We start from the raw sequence: 23,702 nt of genomic DNA, 5'->3' as shown, positions 1-23,702 counted from the left end.
ATCGCCCGACCGGACAACTGCCGATCACTCAAGCAAAGGGGAGAATTCTATGACCTTTGAAGAAATCTATCAATTTTTCCAAGAACCGCCACCTATCTATCTGAATAAAGAACTGGCAGTTTGCTATATCTTATCTGTATTTCTCCAAAGGGACTCCTATGGAACTGAACTAATTGAACAACTGGAGCAGGAACATTCTAACTATAGATTATCCGATACGGTTCTTTACAGCGCCCTCAAGTTTTTGGAAAAACAAGGAACGATTACGGGATACTGGCAAAAGGTTGAAGGTCGGGGACGCCCTCGCCGAATGTATCAAATTCTGCCGGAACATCAGCCCCAGGCCCAAGAGTTGGCTGGACTTTGGTACGAATACACCTCTAGCCAAGGTAAACTACAAATTAATCAATTACATCCCCTCTAAATACGCTGAGGGACTTCTCGGCCGTTAGGTTAAAACTAGACTGACTTCATTTCTTATGACTCCGGTAATCCCTTCTACTTTTGTGTTGACCCTGTTAATGGTTATTGGTTTATTCTTTTTTGTTCGAGCTTCAACTAAAGATCGGATAGAACAGGAAAAACTGATTGCCGAACAGGAAGCAGACTCCTTGCTCACACAAATCCAGCAGCATTTTGCATCCCGAGCCTATCGGATTACGGCGTTAAATCGGGAAGAAAATCAAATCACCTTTGAGGGGTTAGTCCGGCCCAGTTGGTTCTTGGCTATCTTCCTCACCCTATTAACAGCCGTGGGACTATTATGTTTGGGGTTAGTCCTATCGATGGCTATGCCCGACCTAGGCAAACTGTTTTGGGGACTGGTGTTGCTTTCGCCCCTAGCCGGTTGGTTCTATTGGAAAGGCTCCGGGCGTCCAGAACAGGTCTGTCTCAGGCTAGATGCCGTCATTGATCAGGGCCAACAAACTCAAAGTTTGATTACCGTAACTGCCCACCGAGACGAACTGGCGATGCTCAAACAAGCCCTTCACCTCAAACCTTGGGAATCATTTTGATTCATTTACTGACATCCCCATTAGGTTCAAAACCGCAAACATGATAACGATGCCAACGGTCTTGAATCTTGATTCAGGATACAATTGCCAAAATTAGAACAATTTTGATTCGTGGCACTGGGGTTGGGAGCAATTCCACCAAAAAGAGCAAGAATCGAGAGAAATTCATCCCAACCAGCACCCAGAATCAACGGACTAATTTTTTTCCCTCGCGCCTGCCTTATCAGAGTTAAGGAGTGAAGCTCATATTAATCATGGCTCTCATCAGGTGTCACGGCTCAAGAAAAGTTCTGGATATGAAATCCTTTCATTTAGAGGATGGGATGTTGCAGACAACATCTCGATTTCAAACCCCCTTAGCTGGGGAAGCAGAGGAAACCAATGTGGCCTTCTCCACAAGCTGTTTTAAACTGGGGAATAAAAAGTGATTCTCCTCAACGTACTGGGCTCCAAATAGACCCTTTTCAGCCCAGAAGTATCGATCTGTGGTATGCTCATTTCGTTTTACAAGAAGCAAAGCCGGAGGAATAATTCCTTCAGCATGGATAAACTTACGAGCGGCCGTTACGGGTTTATCTTCGCCACTTGAAATGCTATATTGAGGCACACATTCTAAAATCCTACGTCCTTCTTGTCTGCGACGGCTTTTACGCTTACGTCTTCTAGCCAACTTGTTGACCTCCTTTTTAAGCAGGCGGGTTGTAAATATAGCTACAAAATCCGAGGGAATTATATCTGTTCTAGTTCAAAATATCAAGCTGTTTTAATAGATTGACACAAATCGATAAAGAAGGGGATCGGGAGCAGGGGGAGCAGGGGAGCAGGGGGAGCAGGGGGAGCAGGGGGAGCAGGGGAGGCAGGGGGAGCAGGGGGAGCAGGGGAGGCAGGGGAGGCAGGGGGAGCAGGGGGAGCAGGGGAGGCAGGGGAGGCAGGGGGAGCAGGGGGAGCAGGGGAGGCAGGGGGAGCAGGTAAACTATAATCCATAACCATAATCCATAATCCATAACCCATTTGTAATTCGTAATTCGTAATCCGTAATTAACCATTACCTCTTGCCCGTTGAATTCTATGCTCACAGCCAGTGCTGAATTTGTCCAACTGTGTCGCACCCAACTGTCGTTAACGGCGAGTTTGGGCGCTTCCTTGAGTGTAGTCTATTTAGCAGAGGCGTGGGTAGATGAGGAACATAAAAAATTGATCCCCATTGCCACCTATCCTGAAACATCCCTGGATGATTTGGATATTCCGGGTTTGACGGGTTTGCCCGAAACCCTAATCTCTGTCTCACCCCCGCTATTAACCACAGAAGTCACAGGGAAAACAAAAGTTTTAATGCCTGCGGTGGAAATGGATGATTTTTCGGAAACAGAGGTGGAAGCAGAAGCTCCTTGGCAACAACGGAGTCAAAAGGTTTTAGCCTTAATTCAAGAGGATGTGGTTTTGGGATTTTTGGTAACTGGACGCAATGACCGACCCTGGAACCCGGAGGAATATGCTCAACTCCAAGCGATCGCCCATACCTTAGCCCTTGCCTGTATTTTAGATCAACGCGCCCAATGGTTCCAGCAACAAATAGACCGACAACAACAACTGCAAGGGCAGCAAGCCGATACACTGCATAATATATTCCATCAACTCAAAAGCCCTTTAACGGCTGTTCGTACCTTTGGTAAATTATTATTAAAGCGACTGCTACCCGAAGATAAAAACTATCCTATTGCTAATAGTATTTTACGCGAGAGTGATCGGATTCAAGAATTATTAGCACAGGCGGATGAGACCTTAGAACAGACTCAAACCTCCCTGAGTTTGCCTTTAACGGTGGAAGTTGCCACACCCAAAGCCCAAGCGTCCCTATTCCCGACACCTGCCCTACCCCTATTACCCGCTTGTGATCAACTCGAACCCCTACTATTGTCGGAGGTATTATCTCCTTTAATTGTATCGGCTCAGGCGATCGCCCAGGAACGACAATTAGAATGTGAAGTTGACCTGCCTGAAAACCTGCCCCCCATCCAAGGGAATGCTAAAGCCCTGCGGGAAGTCTTGAGTAATCTCCTCGATAATGCCTTAAAATATACTCCTGCTGGCGGGAAACTCTATATTCGAGTTCAACTGGCCTCTCCTTCCCTAGTCGGAGGAAAAACCCTAAAATCTCAAGTGGGTATTGGTATTAGTGATAGTGGCCCAGGAATTCCCCCCGAAGATTTGGAGCATCTGTTTGAACGTCACTATCGCGGTGTTCAGGGAAATTCTGAGATTCCGGGGACGGGTTTAGGGTTAGCGATCGCTAAAGCCTTTGTACAACAGATGCAAGGAGAAATTCAAGTCTTTTCTCCCGTCCATCGGGCTTGGATATCCGAGGATAGGGTTTGTACTGATAATACTTCCCCTGGAACAACATTTATAGTTTGGGTGCAGGTGGCAATCCCGGATCAAGAATTGAACTTAATTTGATAGAATTATTGTTTCTCAACCCATCTTTCCCTCATCCCAAAGGATGTTCAAACCTAGAGGGTGAAATATTTTCTTCCCTATTCCCTATTCCCCGCTATAAAAAACCATGAGTGCATCCAGTAGCCCTGATAATAGTATTGATCAACCCACGACTTCCTCCACTGATTCTGAGGATAGTTTAAACCAGCCTCTCCCTTATATTGTTCAGAAAGATATCACCGATCGTGCCATTGAGCGAAAAATTCTTTGTCGGGTGTTGAGTCAAGCCCATATTGATGTTTCAATTCGTTGGTCAACCGCCCATCTTTATATCGGGATTCCCAGTACAATTTTAGCTGCCATTGCTAGTGTACAAGCTATTAATAGTTTAGGGGGAGAGTATCAATTACTATCTGTAGTGATTGCAGTTTTAGTGGCAATTCTCGCCCCCTTACTGACTTTTTTAGATCCTAATGGTAGAGCTAATAATCATTTGAATGCTTCTCGGGTCTATGAACAAATGGCAGATCAATATGATTCTTTTACTCTCAAGTGTCGATTAGAACCTCGCTCTATTCAAGAAGAATTTAATGATTTAACTCAGCTTAATTCTATTTATAGTGAAAGTAAAAAAAACCTACCCGCTTGTCCAGAATGGGCTTATCAAAAGGCGATAAATACTAATAATGCAGTACAAAAACTTATGCCAGTCGCTGTAAAAAAAATTGGAAACCAGTAAAAACAGTTATTCAGTTATCAGTTAAGTGCTTGTGCAAAATAAATTACCTAGTTGGGAGAGGGAACAGGGAACAGGTTAGAGGATTTGTAATTAATTTTGTTTAGGTACTTATCAGTGTAAGAGTTGATCTGTTCAGCATTTAAAATATAAAATCTAGTGATGGAGGACGCTCTCACCACGAGGGTTTTGCGATTCCTGGATAGCCAATTTAAATCCGCTCCCACCTTAATAGTTAACTGTTAATTTATTAACTGATAACTTCTTAACTGTAAACTCTTTAACTGATAACTGATGACTGATAACTGATGACTGATTTAGATGGATTAGAAATTACTCCAGGGGAACTCAAGCATTGGAGTGGGATTAACAAAAATTTGCTGTATCGACCAGGGACAGCTAAAAAACTTATTGGGGAAGGATTAAAAACCTTAGTCATTGCTGGATTATTATTAATTAGTTATGGGATTTGGAGTTTAATTTTTCCAGAACTTGCCTTAATTTTTATTGTCATTTACTTAATCCTAATTATTCTATTGGTTCTTGAGGATATCATTAAAATTTGGCTAACCTTAACTCGTCCTCAGTGTGTTAAACTATTGAATCAAGTAGATAATTATAATAGTATTGTTAAAGCCTTAAACATTTATCATCAACTCGAAGCAACGGAACATCCCCAAGCAAAATTAGACAATCAAGATGCTATTATTCACGCCCTAAAACTAATTAGAATAGAATTAATTAGAGGATTAAAAATAGAACGAATCTTAAAAAAACATAAAAAATTTATTGAGCAAAATCCAGAACTTTTTGATCTAAACTTCACCTCCTTAACCGTATTGCAAACTGAAAAACCAACAACAGAACAAGGAAGACTCCTGTATCAAGCCTTTGAAATAGCTTCGGAAGTTCATCAACTGTTAAAACAACTTCAGGAGCAACAAAATTCCCATTAAATGCTAGGCTTTTTTTATCCGGTGAAAACCCTCCCATAACCTCAACAAATTTTGATCAGAACGCCAATGCGACCTAAAATTATTGTTCTCGATGATGACCCCACAGGTTCTCAAACCGTCCATAGTTGCTTACTTCTGACCCAGTGGGATGTCGATACCCTGCGAATTGGACTGGCTGACCAATCCCCGATTTTCTTTATTCTGACCAACACCAGAGCCCTAACCCCAGACCAAGCAGCCGCGGTCACCCGTGAAGTCACCCAAAATCTGAAACTAGCCCTCGCCAGCGAGTCCATCACCGACTTTCTGGTGGTCAGTCGTTCCGATTCTACCCTACGAGGTCACTATCCCGTAGAAACCGATGTGATTGCGGAGGAACTTGGCCCCTTTGATGCCCATTTTCTAGTTCCGGCTTTTTTTGAAGGAGGAAGAATTACCCGCAATAGTATTCATTATTTAATCATTGATGGCGTAGAAACCCCGGTTCATTTAACCGAATTTGCGAAGGATTCTGTCTTTGCTTATCAACATAGTTATTTACCCGATTATGTCACTGAAAAAACCAAAGGTTTGATTCCTTCGGAAAAAGTAGAACAATTTTTGCTATCGGATATGCGAGCAGGAACTTTAGCTCGGTTAATGGGCTTAACGGAGAATCAATGTGTGGTCGTCGATGGGGAAAATCAAGGGGATTTTGATCAATTTGCCTCGGATATTATTGCCGCTGCTAGTCAGGGAAAACGCTTTTTATTCCGCAGTGCAGCGAGTATTTTAACCTCTTTAGCTGCTTTAGGAAATCAACCGATTCCCGCCGAAGAAATGGCAAAATATACCCGAAATGGTAAGCCGGGTGTGGTGATTATGGGTTCCCATGTTAAAAAATCTACCCAACAATTAGAACAGTTATTGCAAGAATCTGGAATAGTCGGAATTGAGGTAGATGTTTCCCATTTATTAGAAGAAAGTGAGACTCAAAGACAGGAACTATTACAACAGATTTTAGACCAAGTTTCTGTGATTCATCATCAAGGTCAAACCCCAGTTATTTATACCAGTCGTCAAGAATTACAATTTGATACGGTAGAAATTCGATTAGCCTTTGGGAGTAAAGTTTCAGATTTACTGATGGATATTGTCAGAGGTTTACCGCCAGATATTGGATTTTTAATTAGTAAAGGCGGAATTACTTCTAATGATGTTTTGAGTAAAGGATTATCATTAAAAACAGCCCGATTATTAGGTCAAGTATTAGCCGGATGTTCAATGGTTAAAACATCATCTAGTCATCCCCTCTATCCCAATTTACCTGTTGTTTTATTCCCTGGAAATGTTGGAGATGCTAAGGGTTTAGCCACGGTTTACCAACGTTTAAGTCAACCCCAAACCTAAGTAAACAGAGGGTGGACTTCGCTTAATTTATTTTGATTTTATCTCCTTAAAAATCAAAATAAATATAAGGTAAACCCCCTGCGGGTGCTAATAACCAAACGGTGAAGAAACTCAAGGGAACCAAGGCTAATTTTACTGTCCAATTTAATTCTAATTTTAACCCTCGATTTAATAAAGTGGTAATCGCCATTAATCCAAAAACAGAGGATAATAAAATCACCAAATGCTGTCTTTCTAAACCCAAGGCTTCAACATAAACTTTATGGGCAAACTGGACATCGGCGGTATGACCCCATAACCGATTGATGACTAACCAAGAATCTTGTAAATTAGGGAGTCTGAAAAAAATCCAAGTCGCAAATACCATCAACTGAGTTATTAACCAAGCGATTAAAATTCCGGGTAAACTGTTCCAAATCCAAGTAATTGATAATTGCTTAGATAGTGCTTCGGTGAGACGATTAACTACTAATGCTAACCCATGTAATCCCCCCCAAATGATAAATCCCCAGGCGGCACCGTGCCAAATTCCTGCGATTAACATAACTAGAATTAAATTAAAACAGGTGCGGAATAATCCGACCCGAGAACCGCCCAAGGGAAAGTATAAATAATTGCGTAACCAATCCCCTAATGTGATGTGCCAACGGCGCCAAAAATCTCCGATACTGGTGCTAAAATAGGGGGCATCAAAGTTGATGGGTAAAGTTAATCCTAGGAGTAGTGCGGTTCCCCTGGCTAAGTCCACATAACCGCTAAAATCCAGGTATAATTGTAACCCATAGGCGAAAATTGCTAACCATAAATCTCCACTCCCAGCCCGTTGTAAATTACTGAAACTTAAATCTACTAAAATCCCAATATTATCGGCAAAAAGCCCTTTTTTGATTGCCCCCCTAGCCATTAACCAGAGTCCGTCAGCAATTTGTTCGGGGATGGGGAATTTTAGGGTTTTAAACTGATTATTTAAGTGATGATAACGAGTAATTGGCCCGGATATTAGTTTGGCAAAAAATAATTTATAGGCGGTAAATTCTAGTAGGGAAGTGGCGGCGGGCGCGCCTCGATAAACATCGACTAAATAGGCGATTAATTCAAAGCAGAAAAAACTTAATCCTAATGGGGCAATAACATATTGATCGATCCAACTTCCGGTATTAATAATAACAGGAATATTCCAGACTGTTCCTAGAGTATTGAAAATAAAAGGTAAATATTTGAACCCAACTAGAATTAAGATATTAATGATAATTCCTAATGTGAGTAAAAAAGTGCGACGACGATTCCAAGAAATATGGGGGATTTCCCATTCTTGAGGTTCGACAATTGTCAAAGCTAAACCAAAGTTAAAGATTGTCCAAAGTAGGAGTAAGGGGATATATTGAATTTGTAAGGTAGAATAGAAAAGCAAACTTGAGATTAATAGAATAAAAAGTCGCCAAGATTTCCCAGGAATAATCCAATATAATCCCAATAAAAGCAATAAAAATATTCCATAAGTGACTGAAATAAAGGTCATAAATAAGGTAACAATAGGAATAGGGTTTGTCGTTGCGATAACTACGCTGCTGGGTAAGGACTAGAGCAGTGATAACTAGGGTTTATTGTTTCCCTGTTAACCAATAGGTTCGCATTTCGCCTTTACCTTTGACTAAAATTATACCTCTTTCTTCCAGTAAGTAACTATCTTTAATTTTTTCATAGGTGGTGTGACTGACTTGAATTTGTCCGGGTGTACCTTGAGATTCCATGCGAGAGGCAATATTAACAGCATCTCCCCATAAATCGTAACTGAATTTTTTTAATCCAATTACTCCAGCAACTACTGGCCCCGTATTAATACCAATTCTAAGATTTAATAATTGATTATCGTGATAGCGAAATTTTTGAATAATTTGTTGCATTTCCAAAGCCATTTCTGCGATCGCTTGGGCATGATTGGGTTTGGGAATAGGGATACCGCCAGCGACCATATAAGCATCCCCAATGGTTTTTATTTTTTCTAATTCATATTTATCTGCCAGACGATCAAATTCCGAGAAAATTTCATTCAAAATAGTAACAATTTGTGTGGGAGAACTGCGAGAGGATATGCCCGTAAAATCGGTCAAGTCGGCAAATAAAATTGTGGTTTCTTCAAAGCGATCAGCAATACACCCCTGATTCCTTTTTAGTTTTTCAGCGATCGCCAAAGGTAAAATATTCAGTAATAATTTCTCAGATTTATCTTTTTCCAATCGCAAATCGGCTTCGGCTTGATTTCTTTCTAAAGTGGCTTGATAAATTTTTTCAAACATAGTTTGAAATGTAGCAATTACATCACCTAGTTCATCATTTCTTTGAACTAACTTTGAATAAAATCTGGGTACGGGTTTGTTATCAACAATTGCTTTCCCCGCTTCAATTAAATCTAAACGTAGTTTTAAAATCGGAAGAATCACGTTTTTCCCCAATATAAATAAAGTGGTTGATGTTACAAAAAAAGCAATAATTAAAACTAAACCTGCAATTCTTAAAATATAAGCATAAGTTTCTTTCTGAATATCAGAAGCATCATGACGAATGATAATCACATATTTATTGTTCATGGGATTAACATTACAAACAACATCATAGCGATCGCCATTTTTTTGACGCAAATATAATGTTTTCTCCTGTATTGCTTGTGAAAATGTTAAAATAGGAGGCTCGCCAAATTTACCAATTAATTCCCCCGTAGTTCGGTAAACGGCTCCTCCTAAAATATCGGGATTCAAATGATGTAAATGACTCAACTGTTTTAAGAGTTCAGGATTAGAACTATAAGGATAGGTTTCAATTATCCAAGCAATTTTACTAGAAGATATTGCCGGAAGTTGTCTTAAAAGTTGTTGTTGATATTGATATACTGAAGGAATTAAGATTAAAATTTCAATAAAAACCAAACTCAAAAATACCCAGATTGTAATGGTTCGAGATAGACGAGCATTCAAAAGTTTTAATAATTTCAGTTGTTCCGGCATGAATTGATCGCTCCTACAAATATCTTTTTTAAGGTTGACAGTAAAGATTGCTATATATAATCAATACCTGTATATTTAAAATTGCGGACATCATGCACTCTTACCAGAAATATTAGCATCTAAAAAAATCATACCTTAGAAGCTTGATCCAATGTTAAGACTGATTTAGTTAAAATCAGGATAATTTTAATTAAAATAATTGTAAGCATGAACACAACAGAGGTTAACTGATGACAACAGAGCCAAATTCATCCCCATCTCAAGGACTGGAGGATACCTCCGAAACCCTCAATGGTGCAGCGCCTAAACCTGCTCTTGAGCCTTCAGAAGCGGAAACCTCGACGAAGGCGATCCAACCCTCCTCCGTGGACTCTTGGGAAATCGAAACTGAAAACCCGACTTTGGACAATCGACCGAATCAGGTATCGGGTTCGGTGGTCGTTTTATCGGCGATGGCATTGATGATTTTGGGATTGGGAATTGATAATATTGGATTAGGATATGTCAGTGCTTTCGCGACATTAGCAGTGTCTCTGCGGTTAGTCTGGTCGGATTGGGGAAAAGTTTGGAAAACATTAATTCCCCCGAGTTGGCGCAATTTAATTATTGCTTGTATTGGGATTTTAGGCTCCTTAATTGGCTTAGTTATTTTTAGTAATGCGAATACTCCCAATGAAGTTAGTAATATTACTATTAATTGGGATGCAATTGGAGCGTTGGGTGATTTAGGAGGAGCATTAGGTCAAATTTTAATTGCTATTATTGCCGTTTATGTGGCTTGGAGACAGTATATTATTTCTCGGGATTTAACGATGCAACAAAACCGAATTACTCAACAACAAACCATTGATGCTTATTTTCAAGGAGTTTCTGATTTAGCTTTAGGAGAACAGGGATTATTAGAAGATTGGCCGCAGGAAAGAGTGATTGCAGAAGGACGAACCTCAGCTATTATTAAAAGTGTGGATGCGGAAGGAAAAGCTAAAATTCTCCGGTTTTTATCTCAAGCCCGATTAATTACTCCGTTACAACGCGATCGCCATCTGGGACGTCCGATGTTAGATGGTAATGGTAATTATGCCGAAGATCGCGCCCATGGGGTGCGGGTGATTGATTTGGGGGCGATGTTAGCGGGGGCAGATTTAGCGGAAACCGACCTAAGACGCACGGATTTAACAGATACTAACTTAGTCAAAGCTAATTTAACCGGATGTAATTTAGTCCGCGCTAATTTAGCCCGTTCTATTCTGTATGAAGCTAATTTATCCCGAGCAAATTTACGTTCTGTTAAACTATTTTATGGCCCTGTAGAAACCGCTTCCCCTCGCAGTCGAACATTAATTCCCAATTTTGAAACCGGAGAATATACGGGGGCTGTGGTGGAAAATGCTGACTTTACTGGGGCGGATAATTTATCAGAAGAAAATCGTTATTATTGTTGTGCATGGTGCGGTTCTAAATCTCGAAAAACTATTCCCGGAGGGTGCGAAGGTATTCCCAATAAGTTAGACCGATGATTTTTTTATACTTTTAGATTCCCCCTAAACCTACTAAAAAAGGGGGGAAATGAATTGAAATCCTGCTTAAAAACAGGGATTCAGGGGGATATAATCAATGTTTGCTATCCACAACCTATCCTTTATTTCCGATTGATTTTTTCCCAGAAAATTTCGATAATTTCAGTAAATACTAACGCCAAGGTTAATAAAATTTCTATGAATATAAATAATGGCAATAAAATTACTTGAACTAACCAAAGTAAAATTTTCTTGCTATTTTTCATTTCAGTTTGGACGGTAATCATTCTTAGCCCCCGAACTAATAGTCTAATTAAGCGGATTCTATAACTAATTTTTAAGTCTTTAACCTTGGGATTATCAAATTGAATTTTACCGGAATCAAAGACTTGATTTAACCTTGAAATTGAACTTTGGGTATCAATTTGATTAAAGTTTAAGTGGAGCCAAGTTAGACCACAAAGTCTCCCTAAAATAAAATCCTGTTCTCGATATTTTCTATCAAAAAAACCTCCAAAAGCGTTGAGAAAATCTGAAGCTAATAGTTGATCGACGTTTGTAGGTTTCTCGACCAGAGGAGCTTTGAATAAATATCGGAATTTTTTATAGAGATTTTCTAATTGCTCTCGCGCTTCTACATTTTCAATCCCTGGAATTTGATTCAAAATTAAGGGTGTAATGGGCGATAATTGAATATGATGATAGGGGATAGCTTTTTCTAAGTCGGTTTTTATTTGAGAGATAGTTTCCCCTGACGGGTCGGTGGACAAAGTTTCTAAAAGGGATAATATATTTTCTTTATAATCCACTTGTTGATTAATTTCTACAATCTGTTTTAACTGCATAGCATCCTGTTGAGCAGAAGGAATATTTAGCCCATCAAATAACAAATCAAATAAATTAAAATTGTTCTTTTTTAAGCTGGGTTTACTTTCTAAATTTTCCAAAGAGGAGGGAGAAACATAAGCATAAATTCGCCGATCTCGTTCGGCTTTAATTTTGCTGTTAAAATCATGACTGAATTTAATAAAATCTGCCCCTTCTTCTTGAATTAAATACTCTGAGTTGGGCAAAGAACTTAAATGAATCCTAGCTTCTAAATCAATGGCTTTGAGAATGGGTAAATTATCTAAAATTCCCCCGTCACTATACCAAAATTTGATGGTTTCCTGGGTACAAAACATCGGTAGATTCGGATCTAGCTGTTGTTTTTTTGATTCATCACACATGGTAAAATAAGCTGGACTTAGATTTTTTAAGTTATAACTTTTAACATTAGATGAATCTTGAATCGGAGGAAATGCAACGGGAAATGCCCCCGAAATTAGGCTGGTATCAATTACTTTTTTCCAAATTTTTTGTAAGCGATCACTTTGACGATTTAACTCAGAATAAAACAAAAATTGCCGCGTTTCTGCATGGTTAACGGCTGGAATACCGGAAAAATTGCGACATTTGTTTTCATAGGTGACTAATAGCCCTTGTAAATTCGTAACCGTCATTACTAAGGCCAAGGGTTGATGAACTTTCAGTTGATTGGTATTTTCCGTAATTAAATTAGCAATATTTTTAATCCCTTTTTGAGATAATAAACTTTCATTTTGATTTTTAAATAAATTCTTTAAAACTTGACGGTAATCTTCAATGGCAAACACCGTATCAATATCTTTCATATCAGCTTTTTCTACCCAAGCTCTTTGTAAGATATTTTGGGATTCATACTCAGGATCAGTAATCTCTCGATTTAATAAATAATAGGCTGTAATTGCTCCGGTCATTGCCCCAGCAGATGCTCCGGTAATCAAATCAATTAATAGGGGAGAATTGTCTTTTCTGGCTTGTCTAACTAATTCAAAACACACCCCAGCCATATAAGCTCCGAGGGCAATTCCTCCCGACAAATTTAGGGAAATTTGACAAGGGTTGGGAGAGGTATTTTCTAGGGTCATAACTATTAAAATTTTCAGAAAGGCACTGTTGTTGGGCTTTAGCCCATTCTTCTTAGGGAGTTTATCCTAATAACTAGGAGGGGCTAAAGCCCAACAATTAGGAGGGGCTAAAGCCCAACAACAGCCCAACAACGGGATATTAGGATTGAAGTTTGGCTTTCGGACGCAAAAACTTAATAATTGCATATAAATCCGGGTCGGTTTTGGCCTCCTCTCGATAACGGGCACTGAGATCAATTGCTTGCTCTAAATTTTCAACGGCTAATTCCGTTTGACGTTGTTGAGCATAAATAATCGCTTTATTATAATAAGCATCGGCATAATCGGGTTTTAAAGTTAACGTCCGATCTAAACTTTCTAGGGCTTCTTTTCCCCGTTTTAACTTAATTAAAACATAACCGCGATAATTCCAGGCTTTAGAATTATCCGGGTCAAATTCAATCGCCTTATCAAAAGATGTTGCCGCATCTTGATATCTTTCAATTGCTTGTAATGCCATGCCCCGATTTAACCAAGCCACACTATCTTCTGGTTTAACTTTTACCGCTTGATCAAAGGCTTCAAAGGCATCTTGATGTTTTTGTAATTTGCCATAGGCTACACCTAAATCCACCCAGGCTTGGTGATAATCTGGTTTGATTTCTAGGGCTTTTTTATAGGATGCGATCGCCTCATTTTGACGTTTTAAGCGACTTAATGCCATACCTCGATTTAGCCAAGATCGATAATCATTGGGCTGCAATTCTACCACTTGATGAAAGGTGGCTAAAGCATCTTCATAACGACCTTCAGCAAACAATAAATTCCCCCGTTGCACATAATCATCAACGTTTAAAAATAACTCCGGTTTATTGGATTTTAACCGATCCAATTGCTCGGAAATGGTGTCAATTTTCTGCATCATTTCTGAAACCGCCGATTCCATTAAATCCTTTGGCGAAACAGCTAATAACTGTTGGAGAATTTCATCTTTTCTCGCCAAGGCTTCCGACTGCATTGCCACTAATTCTTGGAAAATTCCAGTTTTTTGAGCATTAGCATCCGCCTGAACTTCCGTGATCTGCTCCGTTAACATTAAATCAAATTTATCTAATTTATTAAAAGTAGAATCCTTGCGGGTTTGCAAATCTCCTCTTAACTGTTCAATCACCCCATTTACATCTTGATCAAACTTCTCCAACCGTTGAACAATTCGTTCTTTTTGGGTTTTCCATCCCGTTTGACTATCGGCAATTATGGCGGCATATTCCGCTTCTAATTGTTGTAATCTTTGTAACTTTTCATCCACTTGAACTTGGAGTTGTTGTTGATAGGTAGCCAGTTGAGTTTCCGCTTGCTGTTCTAACTGTTTAATCCGTTGGAGTTTCTGCTCCATTTGTCCTTGAATTCTGCCTTGGGAATCGGAGAGTTGAGTCACCGCATCATTGCCAAATTTCTCTAAATTTTTCAGAGCTAAATCAATTTGTTCCTGAGCTTTTTGTTCTGATTTAATTCTAATTTCTTCCAGTTGCGGGGCGAAATCCGTTTCATAGCGTTCTAAACGAGCAAAGACCCGATCTTTTTGGGTTTCCGCCTGTTTTTGTAGTTGGGATAACTCCTGAGCTAATTCAGTTTCAATTTGTTGTAAATTCTTGCCCACGGTATTCTTTTGACCTTCGATATCGGTTTGCCAACCGGATAGGGTGGTTTTAAATTCCGTACCTACCTGTTCTAAGGTTTGGAATAGGCGATCGCGTTGATTTTGGACTTGAATTTGTAACTCGGATAATTGGCTAGTTAAAGTTGCTTCTGACTGTTTAAAATTCTCTAAAACCGTATTTTTTTGACCATCCACATCCGCCTGCAACCCGGCAACATGGTTAGCGTAATTTGTGCCCAGTTGATCTAAATTTTGCAAGATTAAATTCTGTTGATTACTGGCGCGATTTTGTAATTCTGCCAATTGTTGAGAAAACTCAATTTCTAAGCGATGAAGTTCTTGGGTAACTTCCTGAGTTTCCTGTTGAAAATTTTGTAATGCACCTTGACGCACTTGGGACAATTCGGTTAACCATTCCCCAATTTGATCGCGATGGGTTCCTAATTCATCCTGAAAATCATCCGCTTCTGCATTCAGGTCTTGAGCAATTTTATCAGTTTCCCTGATCACCGCTTGCATTTGTTGATTGGCAGCGGCGATTTTTCCTTCTAAATCCCCTAATTCATTCAGGTGATTTTTAACAATAACAGTTACTTCTCGGACAACGGAACGCCGTAATAACCATAATCCCACTAGGGTTGCTGCTAATAAAATCCCTAACAATCCTAACAGGAGATTAAACAGGGTCATTGTCTGTTTAAAAGTGCGTTGAGCTTCTGCTTGCACCTGTTCCTGCAAAAGCTGCTGTTGTCGCAGTTGTTCGAGTTCCAGCCGCTCCTTGGGGGATAGGGTTTTTGTGGGAGTGGTGGGTTTCGGTTCTGGGGACTTGGGGGACTGAGCCATGCTGACTCCCGCCGAAAGTAATACCAAAGTTAGAATTAGGCTGCTGCGGGATATCCAGGCCAAAAAATTCAGGCGTTGATCCGAGACCACACCAGCATCAGTCCGTTGATAATTTTGCATGAATAGCTTTGTCTGCTTAACCAAGTCCGAGTTCTCCAACCCATCCCCTATAGTTTACCCTACATCCAAGCGATCGGATTCTTAATTAATTACCTAATTCTCCGATCAATCAAAACGAATTCCCTATCTGGGACTAAGCCAATGATTGATCTGATCAGGGTAACAATTGCGGTAAGATTATCAAAATTTTAGGGTGAAAATGATGATTTTTAAAAGTCGATGGCTGACTTTAATATTAACCAGTAGTTTTTTTATTTTTATGGGGGGATGTAGTAATCCAAACCCAAAAACAGCAGAAGTCGCAGCAGAAACTATCAACCCTCAACCCCCCAAAACCCAACCTTATACAAAAGAAGCAGAATTAATCGCCGTCGGGGATATTATGATGCACGGGGCTCAAATTAAATCCGGTTATCACCCAACTACAAAAACCTATAATTATGATAATTTCTTTAAAGAAGTTAAAGGAATTTTATCCTCGGGAGATTGGGTCATTGGTAACTTAGAAACGACCCTAGCAGGCCCAGAAACTGGATATACAGGATATCCTTTATTTAATGCTCCAGATGCTTTAGCAGATGCGATCGCCAAAGCCGGATTTAATATTATCTCAACGACAAATAATCATTCTTTGGATCGAGGAGAAAAAGGCGTTTTAAAAACCTTAGAAAATGTGAAAAAACGAGGTTTAATTCCTGTGGGAACGGCCGCCTCGGTTGAAGAAGCTCAAAAAATAGTTATCGTTGAAAAGAATAATATTTCTATGGCAATTTTGGCTTATAGTTATGGTACTAATGGTATCCCGATTCCCAAGGGTAAAAATTATTTAGTCTCATTAATAGATGCTAAAAAAATTACCCAAGATATTACTAAAGCTCGTAAATTAGGGGTAGATCTGGTCACGGTTATTTTACATTTTGGTTCAGAATATCAACGTCAACCGAATACGGCACAAAAAACTTTAGTGAAGCAGTTAGTTGATGCCGGGGCTGATATTATTTTAGGGAGTCATCCCCATGTTGTGCAACCCTATCAAGTTTTTGAACAAACCGGGAAATTAGGAAAGTCTAAAAAAGCTGTAGTTATTTATTCTATGGGAAATTTTGTCTCTAATCAACGGGAAAAATATCGAGATTTAGGGATGATTTTTAAAGTGAATATTTTAAAGAATTTCCCCGATAAAACCATTGAAATTAAAAACATTCAAACCCTACCGACTTGGGTACATCGCTATGAGCAGAATGGGAAATATCAGTTTCTGATTCTGCCCATAGAACAGGTATTAAAATCTCGAAAAGATCCCTTATTATCGGCGGGAGATTATCGACAGTTAGAAATTGACTTAAATAATATGAATCGTCATCTTAATTCTTTAAAGTAGAGTATTCAAGAAACCGGGTTTATAATTAAGATTAATTGTATCCGATCAATATTTGTTGAGCAACCCGGTTTATGTGGCATTATATTTTTCCCGATAATTAATATTAATTATCTAAATTAGAATTTATCCTAAAAATAACATAACAACCGTTTTTAGGCTTGATCTTCATGTATAAGGTAGAAGATCAAGCCTGGAGGCTCTGGAGGACTGTTTTCTTCATAATGATCTACTTTCCAGGCTCTACCCTGCTGATCACGAAAAACTGAATAGTCGGTAGGGTCAATTCTTTGATTACCCTCTCTTATGGTATTAATACAGGAAAAGTAAATAACTGCACAACCATCACAATCTTTATATTTTTCAGAGTAAACATAGAACAAAGAACACTTTACTCCTGTATACGAAACACCAGACTTCAAAGTAATTTCTAGATTAATGTCTCTGTATTCTTTATAAGAATTATTTTGATTCATAGTTCTGAATTAAGATAGGTTTGTACAACTACAGGATTTATACTTACTACGTTATCAGCTTTGAGCATGATAATTATGCCTGCCTTTTTAATTTCAACTTAACCTGTTAATTTTTTCCACTCTAAAAGGCAATTTTCAATCCACCCTATTTTAGTTCTGAAGTTTATAAACTCATTATCAGTTACTGTGTCTTGTGCATGAGCATCAACCTTGCGGAAATCATTAATAGTTTTCATGCTATTCTCAAAACGATCTTGATCTCTGAAGATTCTTTGAAATATTTCCCATTCGTTAACAATAATTTCTTTTAAATTAAAAAAGTATATCTTAACCTTAGATGGATTAAATAGATCTGGATAAGTTAATGACTCTAGGTATGGCTGTTTATTACGTGATTTCAAGTTTTCTATCATTAAACTCTTTGCTTTTTCCACATCATAATGCCCTAGTAATTTCCCTTGAATTATTTTTCTTAATTTTAGTTCTAGATCGTTTCTCCGTTGACAAATCTCCTGGCGTATTTCATCTGGGGTACAACTTAATTTTTTATACCTATTACGATTTTGCAGATATTTCTGAACAGCATCTATTTTAAAATCATATCCATCTGCATTTTGATTTCGAGATATGATCCCATAGCCTATCAAATGAGTGACATACTCTGGAGAGTCATTTGCTAAACTGTTAAAGAAGTCTATGTCTTCTATTGCTAAATATGTAAGCATAGTATGTTCATCTGGGTAGAAATCTGTAAGCACTTCTAGAATCATGCTAATGTAGTTTAAAGACTTCTCCTGATCAAAATCATCTTTAGCTTTATTGTACATTGCTCTATCCACTGTAATAGGCAACTGTTGTTGACAACGCCGATATATTAAGCTGCAAATTTGACGAACTAGAAAAGGATGACCACCGTAATCTTCGACAAGTTTACTATAAATTGTTTCTTCAAAAGTTAAACCTAAAAATTTACCGATGGTACTAACCATATGGCGTGTTTGATGGACATCAAACTGCTCCAAATATTGGATCGATATAGAATGAAAAATAGGATTGTCTATCCCTCTTATTTTTGATTTTTCAATACAGGTAGGATTAGTTCCAACAATTAAGTACGAAAATACTTTGTCTAAGGTATTAAACTTTGATTTTAAAGTTTGCCAGAGAAATATAAAATCTTCCCCAGATTTCCAATGTTCTACAGTAGCCGTATTAAATGTAATCCTTTCAATTTCATCAAATACTATAAGAATAGGCTTTTTGCCCAACCTATTATATATCTTAAGAATATCCTTTTCAAAAAGTGAAGCTGCATCTTTTTCTGTGTACAAATCTACAGAGCTAAGTGAAACTTTTAACTGATTTTGTCTTTTATATTTATCAACTAATCTATCAAGAATATAGTAGAGGCACTCATTCCAACGACGCTGTTGAAAGCTTACATCATCACAACTAATAAGAACAGATGGATTACCAACAAGATCCATCTGTCGCTGAACAGCAAAAATAAGAGAAGTTTTACCTGATCTTCTTAACCCGAATACACCTGAGTTCTCATGAGAAGAATGCCGATCTCCTAATTTATTAATAAGATCTGTTCTTCCAAAAAAATATAAATCTTTTTTAAGAGGCGATGTGAAATCAAAGAGATTACGTTTATAAAAATTATCTGTAAATTTATTCTTTAAAAAGTAAGCATCTGAGCTATCTATAATTTCCTGATATGATATTGGCACAATGACCTGAGATTCTTGGGACTCCCTAAGAAGATCACTAATTTTTCTTTCAATATCGCTATCTTCACTAAAAAGAATACTACAGATTCTTTCTATCCTCAAAACTTGATATCTGTCTAAAACAGACTGATATAATGTATCGATTGCATCAATTGATCTCGGTTCAAAGTTTTTATATCGGCTAAAAATCACTATGAGTTCTTTTTCAAACCCAAACATATTTCTATAAGCTGGTGTCGCTTTTATCAAAGCATAATTGTATCGGCTTTTTGGGCCTATTTTCAATTCTCCTGCATTGGTCACATACCACTCTTCAGCTAACTTGTATATAATTTTTTTTTCTTCTTCAGAAAAATTAGCTATATTGCCCTTTATAGTATGGTGCAATCCTGGTTTTTGTTCAGTCATTTTAAAATCTAAACTAATCCACTATATACTATATTAATCTTTTAATATACCATAATTTTAAAATTATTGATGTCTAGGCTAAAAATTTACAAAAATTTACAAAAAATTTTATCTCCGTGTACTCACTCCATCATTTGAGTTAACTACATCACTAGCACTATTGATAAAAAATAAGTTTCGCTACAACTGTTGATTAGTTTCTAATTTTCAACGTTTTTGGATCTCTCCGACTATGAAAAATTGCTGTTATAATCACCCGACTCGATACAATCCGATAGTAAACAACATAAGGGAAGCGACGCACCACAGACCGCCTAACATCACGATAAACTATTGGATAGGACTCTGGCATCTGGCAAATACGATTTAATACCTCGTCTATAGAATCCAAAAAATCGTCACCTAGTCCAGTTTGCTGATTTTCATACCAATCATAAGCTTCATTAAGTTCTTCACGAACTTCTGGTCGAAATACTAGGACATAATTCATGATTTTCTTTTAATTGATGCTTTTATATCCTCCCAAGTCATAACATCATCTGGATTGGTTTCATAAGCAGTAATTCGATGATCAAGTTCTTGTTTCTCTGCATCTGTCAAATCAAGATAAGTTTGCTCTGCTGCTATACTATCCCAAATCGCTTGTACAAGCTGAATTCGGTCTACAATACTCAGAGATGTAATTTGATTTAAGGTAGCAGTAATATCCATACCCATTACCTAGATAAAAAGTTTTACAACTAATACACTCAAAATATAACAGAAATAATGTTAACTATCATTTCTTGTTTAACACTGGGTATCGATGACATCTGTTTAACCCTTACTCTATTATTGGTTTAAGCGATCGCTTTGCTCCTAACCTCATTATAATCAAAAACCCTCCCCGAACTTGCGGAGAGGGTCAGAAAGGATACTTCTACAGTTGTTTGACTTCCGAAACTAACTTAGCCACAACATCTTTTGCACTTCCAAATAACATCATGGTTTTGTCTTTATAAAATAGGTCATTTTCCACCCCAGCAAACCCAGTATTCATACTGCGTTTAATCACAATGGTATGTTTAGCTTTATCCACATCCAAAATCGGCATCCCATAAATCGGGCTATTTTTATCTTCCCGTGCCGCCGGGTTCACCACATCGTTTGCTCCGATAACTAACGCTACATCGGTTTGATCAAACTGTGGATTAATGTCATCCATGTCATATAACTGAGGGTAGGGAACATTCGCCTCTGCTAACAGCACGTTCATGTGTCCGGGCATCCGTCCCGCTACAGGATGAATGGCATATTTGACATCCACCCCATTACTTTCTAATTGATCCACCAACTCCTTAACACTATGCTGCGCCTGGGCTACAGCCATGCCATAACCGGGTACAATCACCACAGACCGGGCATATCCTAACATCATCGCCCCTTCCTCGGTATCAATACTGCGAACCGTTTGATCCGTTGCAGTGCCTCCACTAGCAGCCCCAGAACCACTTTCTCCGGTTCCAAACCCAGCAAATAGCACGTTAGTTAAAGAACGGTTCATCGCCTTACACATAATCACGGTCAGGATAATCCCCGACGCCCCCACTAACGCCCCAGCAATGATTAATAGGTTGTTCATCACCACAAACCCAGCCGCTGATGCTGCTAACCCGGAGAAGGAATTTAACAGAGAAATCACCACGGGCATATCGCCACCCCCGATGGGAATGACGAATAACACCCCTAAAATTAGGGAAATGAACACTAACCCTAAAAATACCGACACATTAAAAGGGGTGAGGCAAATATAAATACTGCCTACCCCAAAAGCAACAAACAGCAGAATATTAAACTGTTGTTGCAGGGGAAATAAGATCGGAGAACCACTCATAATCCCCTGCAATTTGGCAAAGGCAATCATCGAACCTGTAAAGGTTATCCCCCCAATTAATACCCCTAAAATGGCGGTAATGGTTGTACCTAAAGGTGGAGTTTGGGCTAGGGCTAAATAGCGCCAGAATTCTCCCACCGCTACCATAGAAGAAGCAGCACCCCCCAAACCATTCAGTAACCCTACCATTTGGGGCATTTCGGTCATTTGAATTTTATAAGCCATCACTGCCCCGATGACCGAACCAATAATTAAGGCAAGAACGATCAGTTCATAGTTCAAAACCTGCCGATCTAACATTGTGGCAACAACAGCAATTAACATCCCAATTGCTGCCCATAAATTGCCACTTCTAGCTGTTGCTGGAGATCCTAACTTTTTCAATCCAAAGAAAAAGAAGGTGACAGCTACTAAATAACTAAGTTGTATTCCCGTTAAGCGAATATCCATTAGGCTTTAACCTCTTTTTTCTTGAACATTTCCAGCATTCGATCTGTGACTAAAAAGCCACCAACGACGTTAATCATGGCGAGAATAATCCCAATAAATCCCAGAATTACGGTGACATTCCAATCGCGATCGCCCGCAATAATTAACGCGCCTAAAACAGAAATTCCTGAAATCGCATTGGCCCCCGACATTAAGGGAGTATGCAAAGTTGGCGGAACTTTCGTAATTACTTCAAACCCCGCAAAGGTGGCTAAAACAAAGACAAACAATGCGGAAATTAATGTTTCAGTAGTCATAATTTCAGAACAATTGACAGTTAACTGTTGACGGGGGACTGTTGAGGATTTTGGGTTAGGGCTTGTTTGACTCTTTCAGAACGAATTTCACCGTTATGAGTCACACAAGATCCATCGAGAATATCATCGGCAAAATTAATCTCCAGTTGCTTATCTTTGTTAATCATTAATGCCAATAAAGCCGAAATATTTTTAGCATAAACTTCGCTGGCATGAATGGGCATGGAAGCGGGTAAATTAATCGGCCCAATAATCGTCACGCCATGTTTCACCACATCTTTCCCGGCTTCGCTGCATTCACAGTTTCCCCCCTGTTCCGCAGCCAGATCGACGATCACCGAACCCGGTTTCATTTGAGCTACCATGTCCTCTGTGACTAATACTGGGGCTTTTCTGCCGGGAACTTGGGCCGTTGTCACCACCACATCAGAAGCCGCGACGTGCTGACTCAGGACTTCCCGGGTGCGTTCCTTGGCTTTTTCGGAAATTTCCTTAGCATAACCCCCCTCGGCCACTGTATCTTCCTCTAGGGACACATCGACAAACTTAGCCCCCAAACTTTGTACCTGTTCTTTAACTTCGGGACGAATATCAAACCCTTCGACAATAGCACCCAGACGTCGGGCCGTGGCGATCGCTTGTAACCCAGCGACCCCGGCCCCCAAAATTAACACCTTAGCGGGCCGAATAGTTCCGGCGGCCGTGGTTAACATCGGGAAATATTTCGGTAAAGCCGCGGCGGCAATTAATACGGCCTTATATCCGGCCAGGTTCGCTTGGGAGGATAGGGCATCCATGCTTTGGGCGCGACTGGTACGGGGGATCAATTCCATACTAAAGGCCGTCACGTTCTGGGCCGCCAGTTTCTGAATTAATTCAGGATTTCCCAAGGGGTTTAAAAAGGTGATTAACACCCCGCCAGACTTGAGTTTAGAGACTTCTGAGTCTTCTAATACCCCCACTTTCAGCAGGACGTCCACTTCGCTCCAAAGTGTCCCCTGATCAACAATTTTCGCCCCTGCCTGTTCATAGGTTCCATCGGAAAAACAGGCCCGCTCCCCTGCTCCTGCCTCCACCCACACTTCCACACCCTGTTTAACCAAACGGGCTACAACATCAGGGATGAGGGCAACTCGCCGTTCATCTACCTGACTTTCTTTAGCAATGCCAATTTTCATACAATCTCCTGATAATTTGTTCAGAGTTAACAGTTAACGGTTAACAGTTATGTTTTTTTCTCCGCTTCGCCAAGTTAATGCAATAGGGGCCAATCCCGATAACATGAACAAGATCGTGTTACATTATAGGCGAGGTTTTGAAAATTCGATAAGATTCGAGACATACAAGTTTAGGTTATACCTTAATACAGATCAACAAATATCCCTAGGAAAAAAGCAAGTAATAGTAAAGATAAAGCACGGTTAGCTGTTGCTAAAATTTATTCTAAAATCTCTTAATGTCAGCATGATGGGATTGAAAATG

The 23,702-nt window shown here is 39.2% G+C and carries 20 protein-coding genes; 8 read left to right on the top strand and 12 right to left on the bottom strand.

The annotated features are described in order from the left end of the window. Window positions 1-49 precede the first annotated feature (49 nt). Window positions 50-424: a PadR family transcriptional regulator gene (locus AC2D3N_RS10880; RefSeq protein ID WP_484693608.1), complete on the top strand. Its 375-nt coding sequence runs from the start codon at window positions 50-52 to the stop codon at window positions 422-424. A gap of 55 nt (window positions 425-479) precedes the next feature. After that, window positions 480-1,016, top strand: coding sequence for a cofactor assembly of complex C subunit B (locus tag AC2D3N_RS10875; RefSeq protein ID WP_079677614.1), 537 nt, complete (start codon window positions 480-482; stop codon window positions 1,014-1,016). A gap of 346 nt (window positions 1,017-1,362) precedes the next feature. On the opposite strand, the gene AC2D3N_RS10870 is transcribed toward AC2D3N_RS10875, so the two are convergent. Then, window positions 1,363-1,686 carry a DUF3155 domain-containing protein gene (locus AC2D3N_RS10870; protein ID WP_026785969.1) on the bottom strand — a complete coding sequence of 108 codons (324 nt, stop codon included), beginning with the start codon at window positions 1,684-1,686 and terminating at the stop codon, window positions 1,363-1,365. A gap of 398 nt (window positions 1,687-2,084) precedes the next feature. Between AC2D3N_RS10870 and AC2D3N_RS10865 the strand changes: the two genes are divergently transcribed. The 4 genes from AC2D3N_RS10865 to AC2D3N_RS10850 all read left to right on the top strand — a co-directional run bounded on the left by AC2D3N_RS10865 (window position 2,085) and on the right by AC2D3N_RS10850 (window position 6,533). Continuing rightward, window positions 2,085-3,473 (top strand): sensor histidine kinase, encoded by a 1,389-nt coding sequence (locus AC2D3N_RS10865; protein ID WP_079677613.1) that lies wholly within the window; start codon window positions 2,085-2,087, stop codon window positions 3,471-3,473. A 106-nt stretch (window positions 3,474-3,579) separates the two neighbouring features. Next, window positions 3,580-4,191 (top strand): SLATT domain-containing protein, encoded by a 612-nt coding sequence (locus AC2D3N_RS10860; RefSeq protein WP_079677612.1) that lies wholly within the window; start codon window positions 3,580-3,582, stop codon window positions 4,189-4,191. 305 nt (window positions 4,192-4,496) lie between these two features. Continuing rightward, window positions 4,497-5,144, top strand: a complete 648-nt coding sequence (locus AC2D3N_RS10855) for a hypothetical protein (protein ID WP_079677611.1) — start codon at window positions 4,497-4,499, stop codon at window positions 5,142-5,144. A 66-nt stretch (window positions 5,145-5,210) separates the two neighbouring features. Beyond that, window positions 5,211-6,533 (top strand): four-carbon acid sugar kinase family protein, encoded by a 1,323-nt coding sequence (locus AC2D3N_RS10850; RefSeq protein ID WP_484693607.1) that lies wholly within the window; start codon window positions 5,211-5,213, stop codon window positions 6,531-6,533. A gap of 46 nt (window positions 6,534-6,579) precedes the next feature. Here AC2D3N_RS10850 and AC2D3N_RS10845 read toward each other — a convergent pair whose 3' ends face one another. Together AC2D3N_RS10845 and AC2D3N_RS10840 are read right to left on the bottom strand one after the other, a co-directional pair. Continuing rightward, window positions 6,580-8,052 carry an MBOAT family O-acyltransferase gene (locus AC2D3N_RS10845; protein WP_484693606.1) on the bottom strand — a complete coding sequence of 491 codons (1,473 nt, stop codon included), beginning with the start codon at window positions 8,050-8,052 and terminating at the stop codon, window positions 6,580-6,582. 82 nt (window positions 8,053-8,134) lie between these two features. Beyond that, a complete protein-coding gene (locus AC2D3N_RS10840; protein ID WP_079677608.1) occupies window positions 8,135-9,535 on the bottom strand; it encodes an adenylate/guanylate cyclase domain-containing protein in 1,401 nt (466 codons plus the stop codon). A gap of 230 nt (window positions 9,536-9,765) precedes the next feature. On the opposite strand from AC2D3N_RS10840, the gene AC2D3N_RS10835 reads away from it, so the two are divergent. Continuing rightward, complete coding sequence (locus AC2D3N_RS10835; RefSeq protein WP_484693605.1) at window positions 9,766-11,052, top strand: pentapeptide repeat-containing protein; 1,287 nt, start codon at window positions 9,766-9,768, stop codon at window positions 11,050-11,052. A gap of 122 nt (window positions 11,053-11,174) precedes the next feature. Here AC2D3N_RS10835 and AC2D3N_RS10830 read toward each other — a convergent pair whose 3' ends face one another. Beyond that, on the bottom strand, window positions 11,175-13,001 hold the full coding sequence (locus AC2D3N_RS10830; RefSeq protein ID WP_079677606.1) for a patatin-like phospholipase family protein: 1,827 nt from the start codon (window positions 12,999-13,001) through the stop codon (window positions 11,175-11,177). Window positions 13,002-13,140: 139 nt separating this feature from the next. Further along, window positions 13,141-15,627: a tetratricopeptide repeat protein gene (locus tag AC2D3N_RS10825; RefSeq protein ID WP_484693604.1), complete on the bottom strand. Its 2,487-nt coding sequence runs from the start codon at window positions 15,625-15,627 to the stop codon at window positions 13,141-13,143. Window positions 15,628-15,805: 178 nt separating this feature from the next. On the opposite strand from AC2D3N_RS10825, the gene AC2D3N_RS10820 reads away from it, so the two are divergent. Further along, window positions 15,806-16,984, top strand: coding sequence for a CapA family protein (locus AC2D3N_RS10820; RefSeq protein WP_484693749.1), 1,179 nt, complete (start codon window positions 15,806-15,808; stop codon window positions 16,982-16,984). Between the two features lie 152 nt (window positions 16,985-17,136). Here AC2D3N_RS10820 and AC2D3N_RS10815 read toward each other — a convergent pair whose 3' ends face one another. The 7 genes from AC2D3N_RS10815 to AC2D3N_RS10785 form a co-directional block, all read right to left on the bottom strand. Further along, the gene (locus tag AC2D3N_RS10815) at window positions 17,137-17,457 is read right to left on the bottom strand and encodes a hypothetical protein (RefSeq protein WP_484693603.1); all 321 of its coding nucleotides are present in this window, start codon (window positions 17,455-17,457) and stop codon (window positions 17,137-17,139) included. 98 nt (window positions 17,458-17,555) lie between these two features. Continuing rightward, window positions 17,556-19,601: an ATP-binding protein gene (locus AC2D3N_RS10810; RefSeq protein ID WP_484693602.1), complete on the bottom strand. Its 2,046-nt coding sequence runs from the start codon at window positions 19,599-19,601 to the stop codon at window positions 17,556-17,558. 193 nt (window positions 19,602-19,794) lie between these two features. Continuing rightward, window positions 19,795-20,091 (bottom strand): type II toxin-antitoxin system RelE/ParE family toxin, encoded by a 297-nt coding sequence (locus AC2D3N_RS10805; protein ID WP_484693601.1) that lies wholly within the window; start codon window positions 20,089-20,091, stop codon window positions 19,795-19,797. Beyond that, the gene (locus tag AC2D3N_RS10800; protein WP_484693600.1) at window positions 20,088-20,312 is read right to left on the bottom strand and encodes an addiction module protein; all 225 of its coding nucleotides are present in this window, start codon (window positions 20,310-20,312) and stop codon (window positions 20,088-20,090) included. The genes AC2D3N_RS10805 and AC2D3N_RS10800 overlap by 4 nt, the downstream gene beginning before the upstream one ends. Before the next feature lie 208 nt (window positions 20,313-20,520). Next, window positions 20,521-21,924, bottom strand: a complete 1,404-nt coding sequence (locus AC2D3N_RS10795) for an NAD(P)(+) transhydrogenase (Re/Si-specific) subunit beta (RefSeq protein WP_484693599.1) — start codon at window positions 21,922-21,924, stop codon at window positions 20,521-20,523. Beyond that, window positions 21,924-22,220: an NAD(P) transhydrogenase subunit alpha part 2 gene (locus AC2D3N_RS10790; RefSeq protein WP_079677602.1), complete on the bottom strand. Its 297-nt coding sequence runs from the start codon at window positions 22,218-22,220 to the stop codon at window positions 21,924-21,926. The genes AC2D3N_RS10795 and AC2D3N_RS10790 overlap by 1 nt, the downstream gene beginning before the upstream one ends. 20 nt (window positions 22,221-22,240) lie before the next feature. Then, entirely contained in the window at window positions 22,241-23,398 is a 1,158-nt protein-coding gene (locus AC2D3N_RS10785) for a Re/Si-specific NAD(P)(+) transhydrogenase subunit alpha (RefSeq protein WP_484693598.1), read from the bottom strand. Between the last annotated feature and the right edge of the window lie 304 nt (window positions 23,399-23,702).

It is taken from the genome of Planktothrix sp. PLAVEN19ND, from assembly GCF_057220675.1.
Note: the sequence above shows the minus strand (reverse complement) of the source record. Positions and strands in the feature narration are given on the sequence as shown.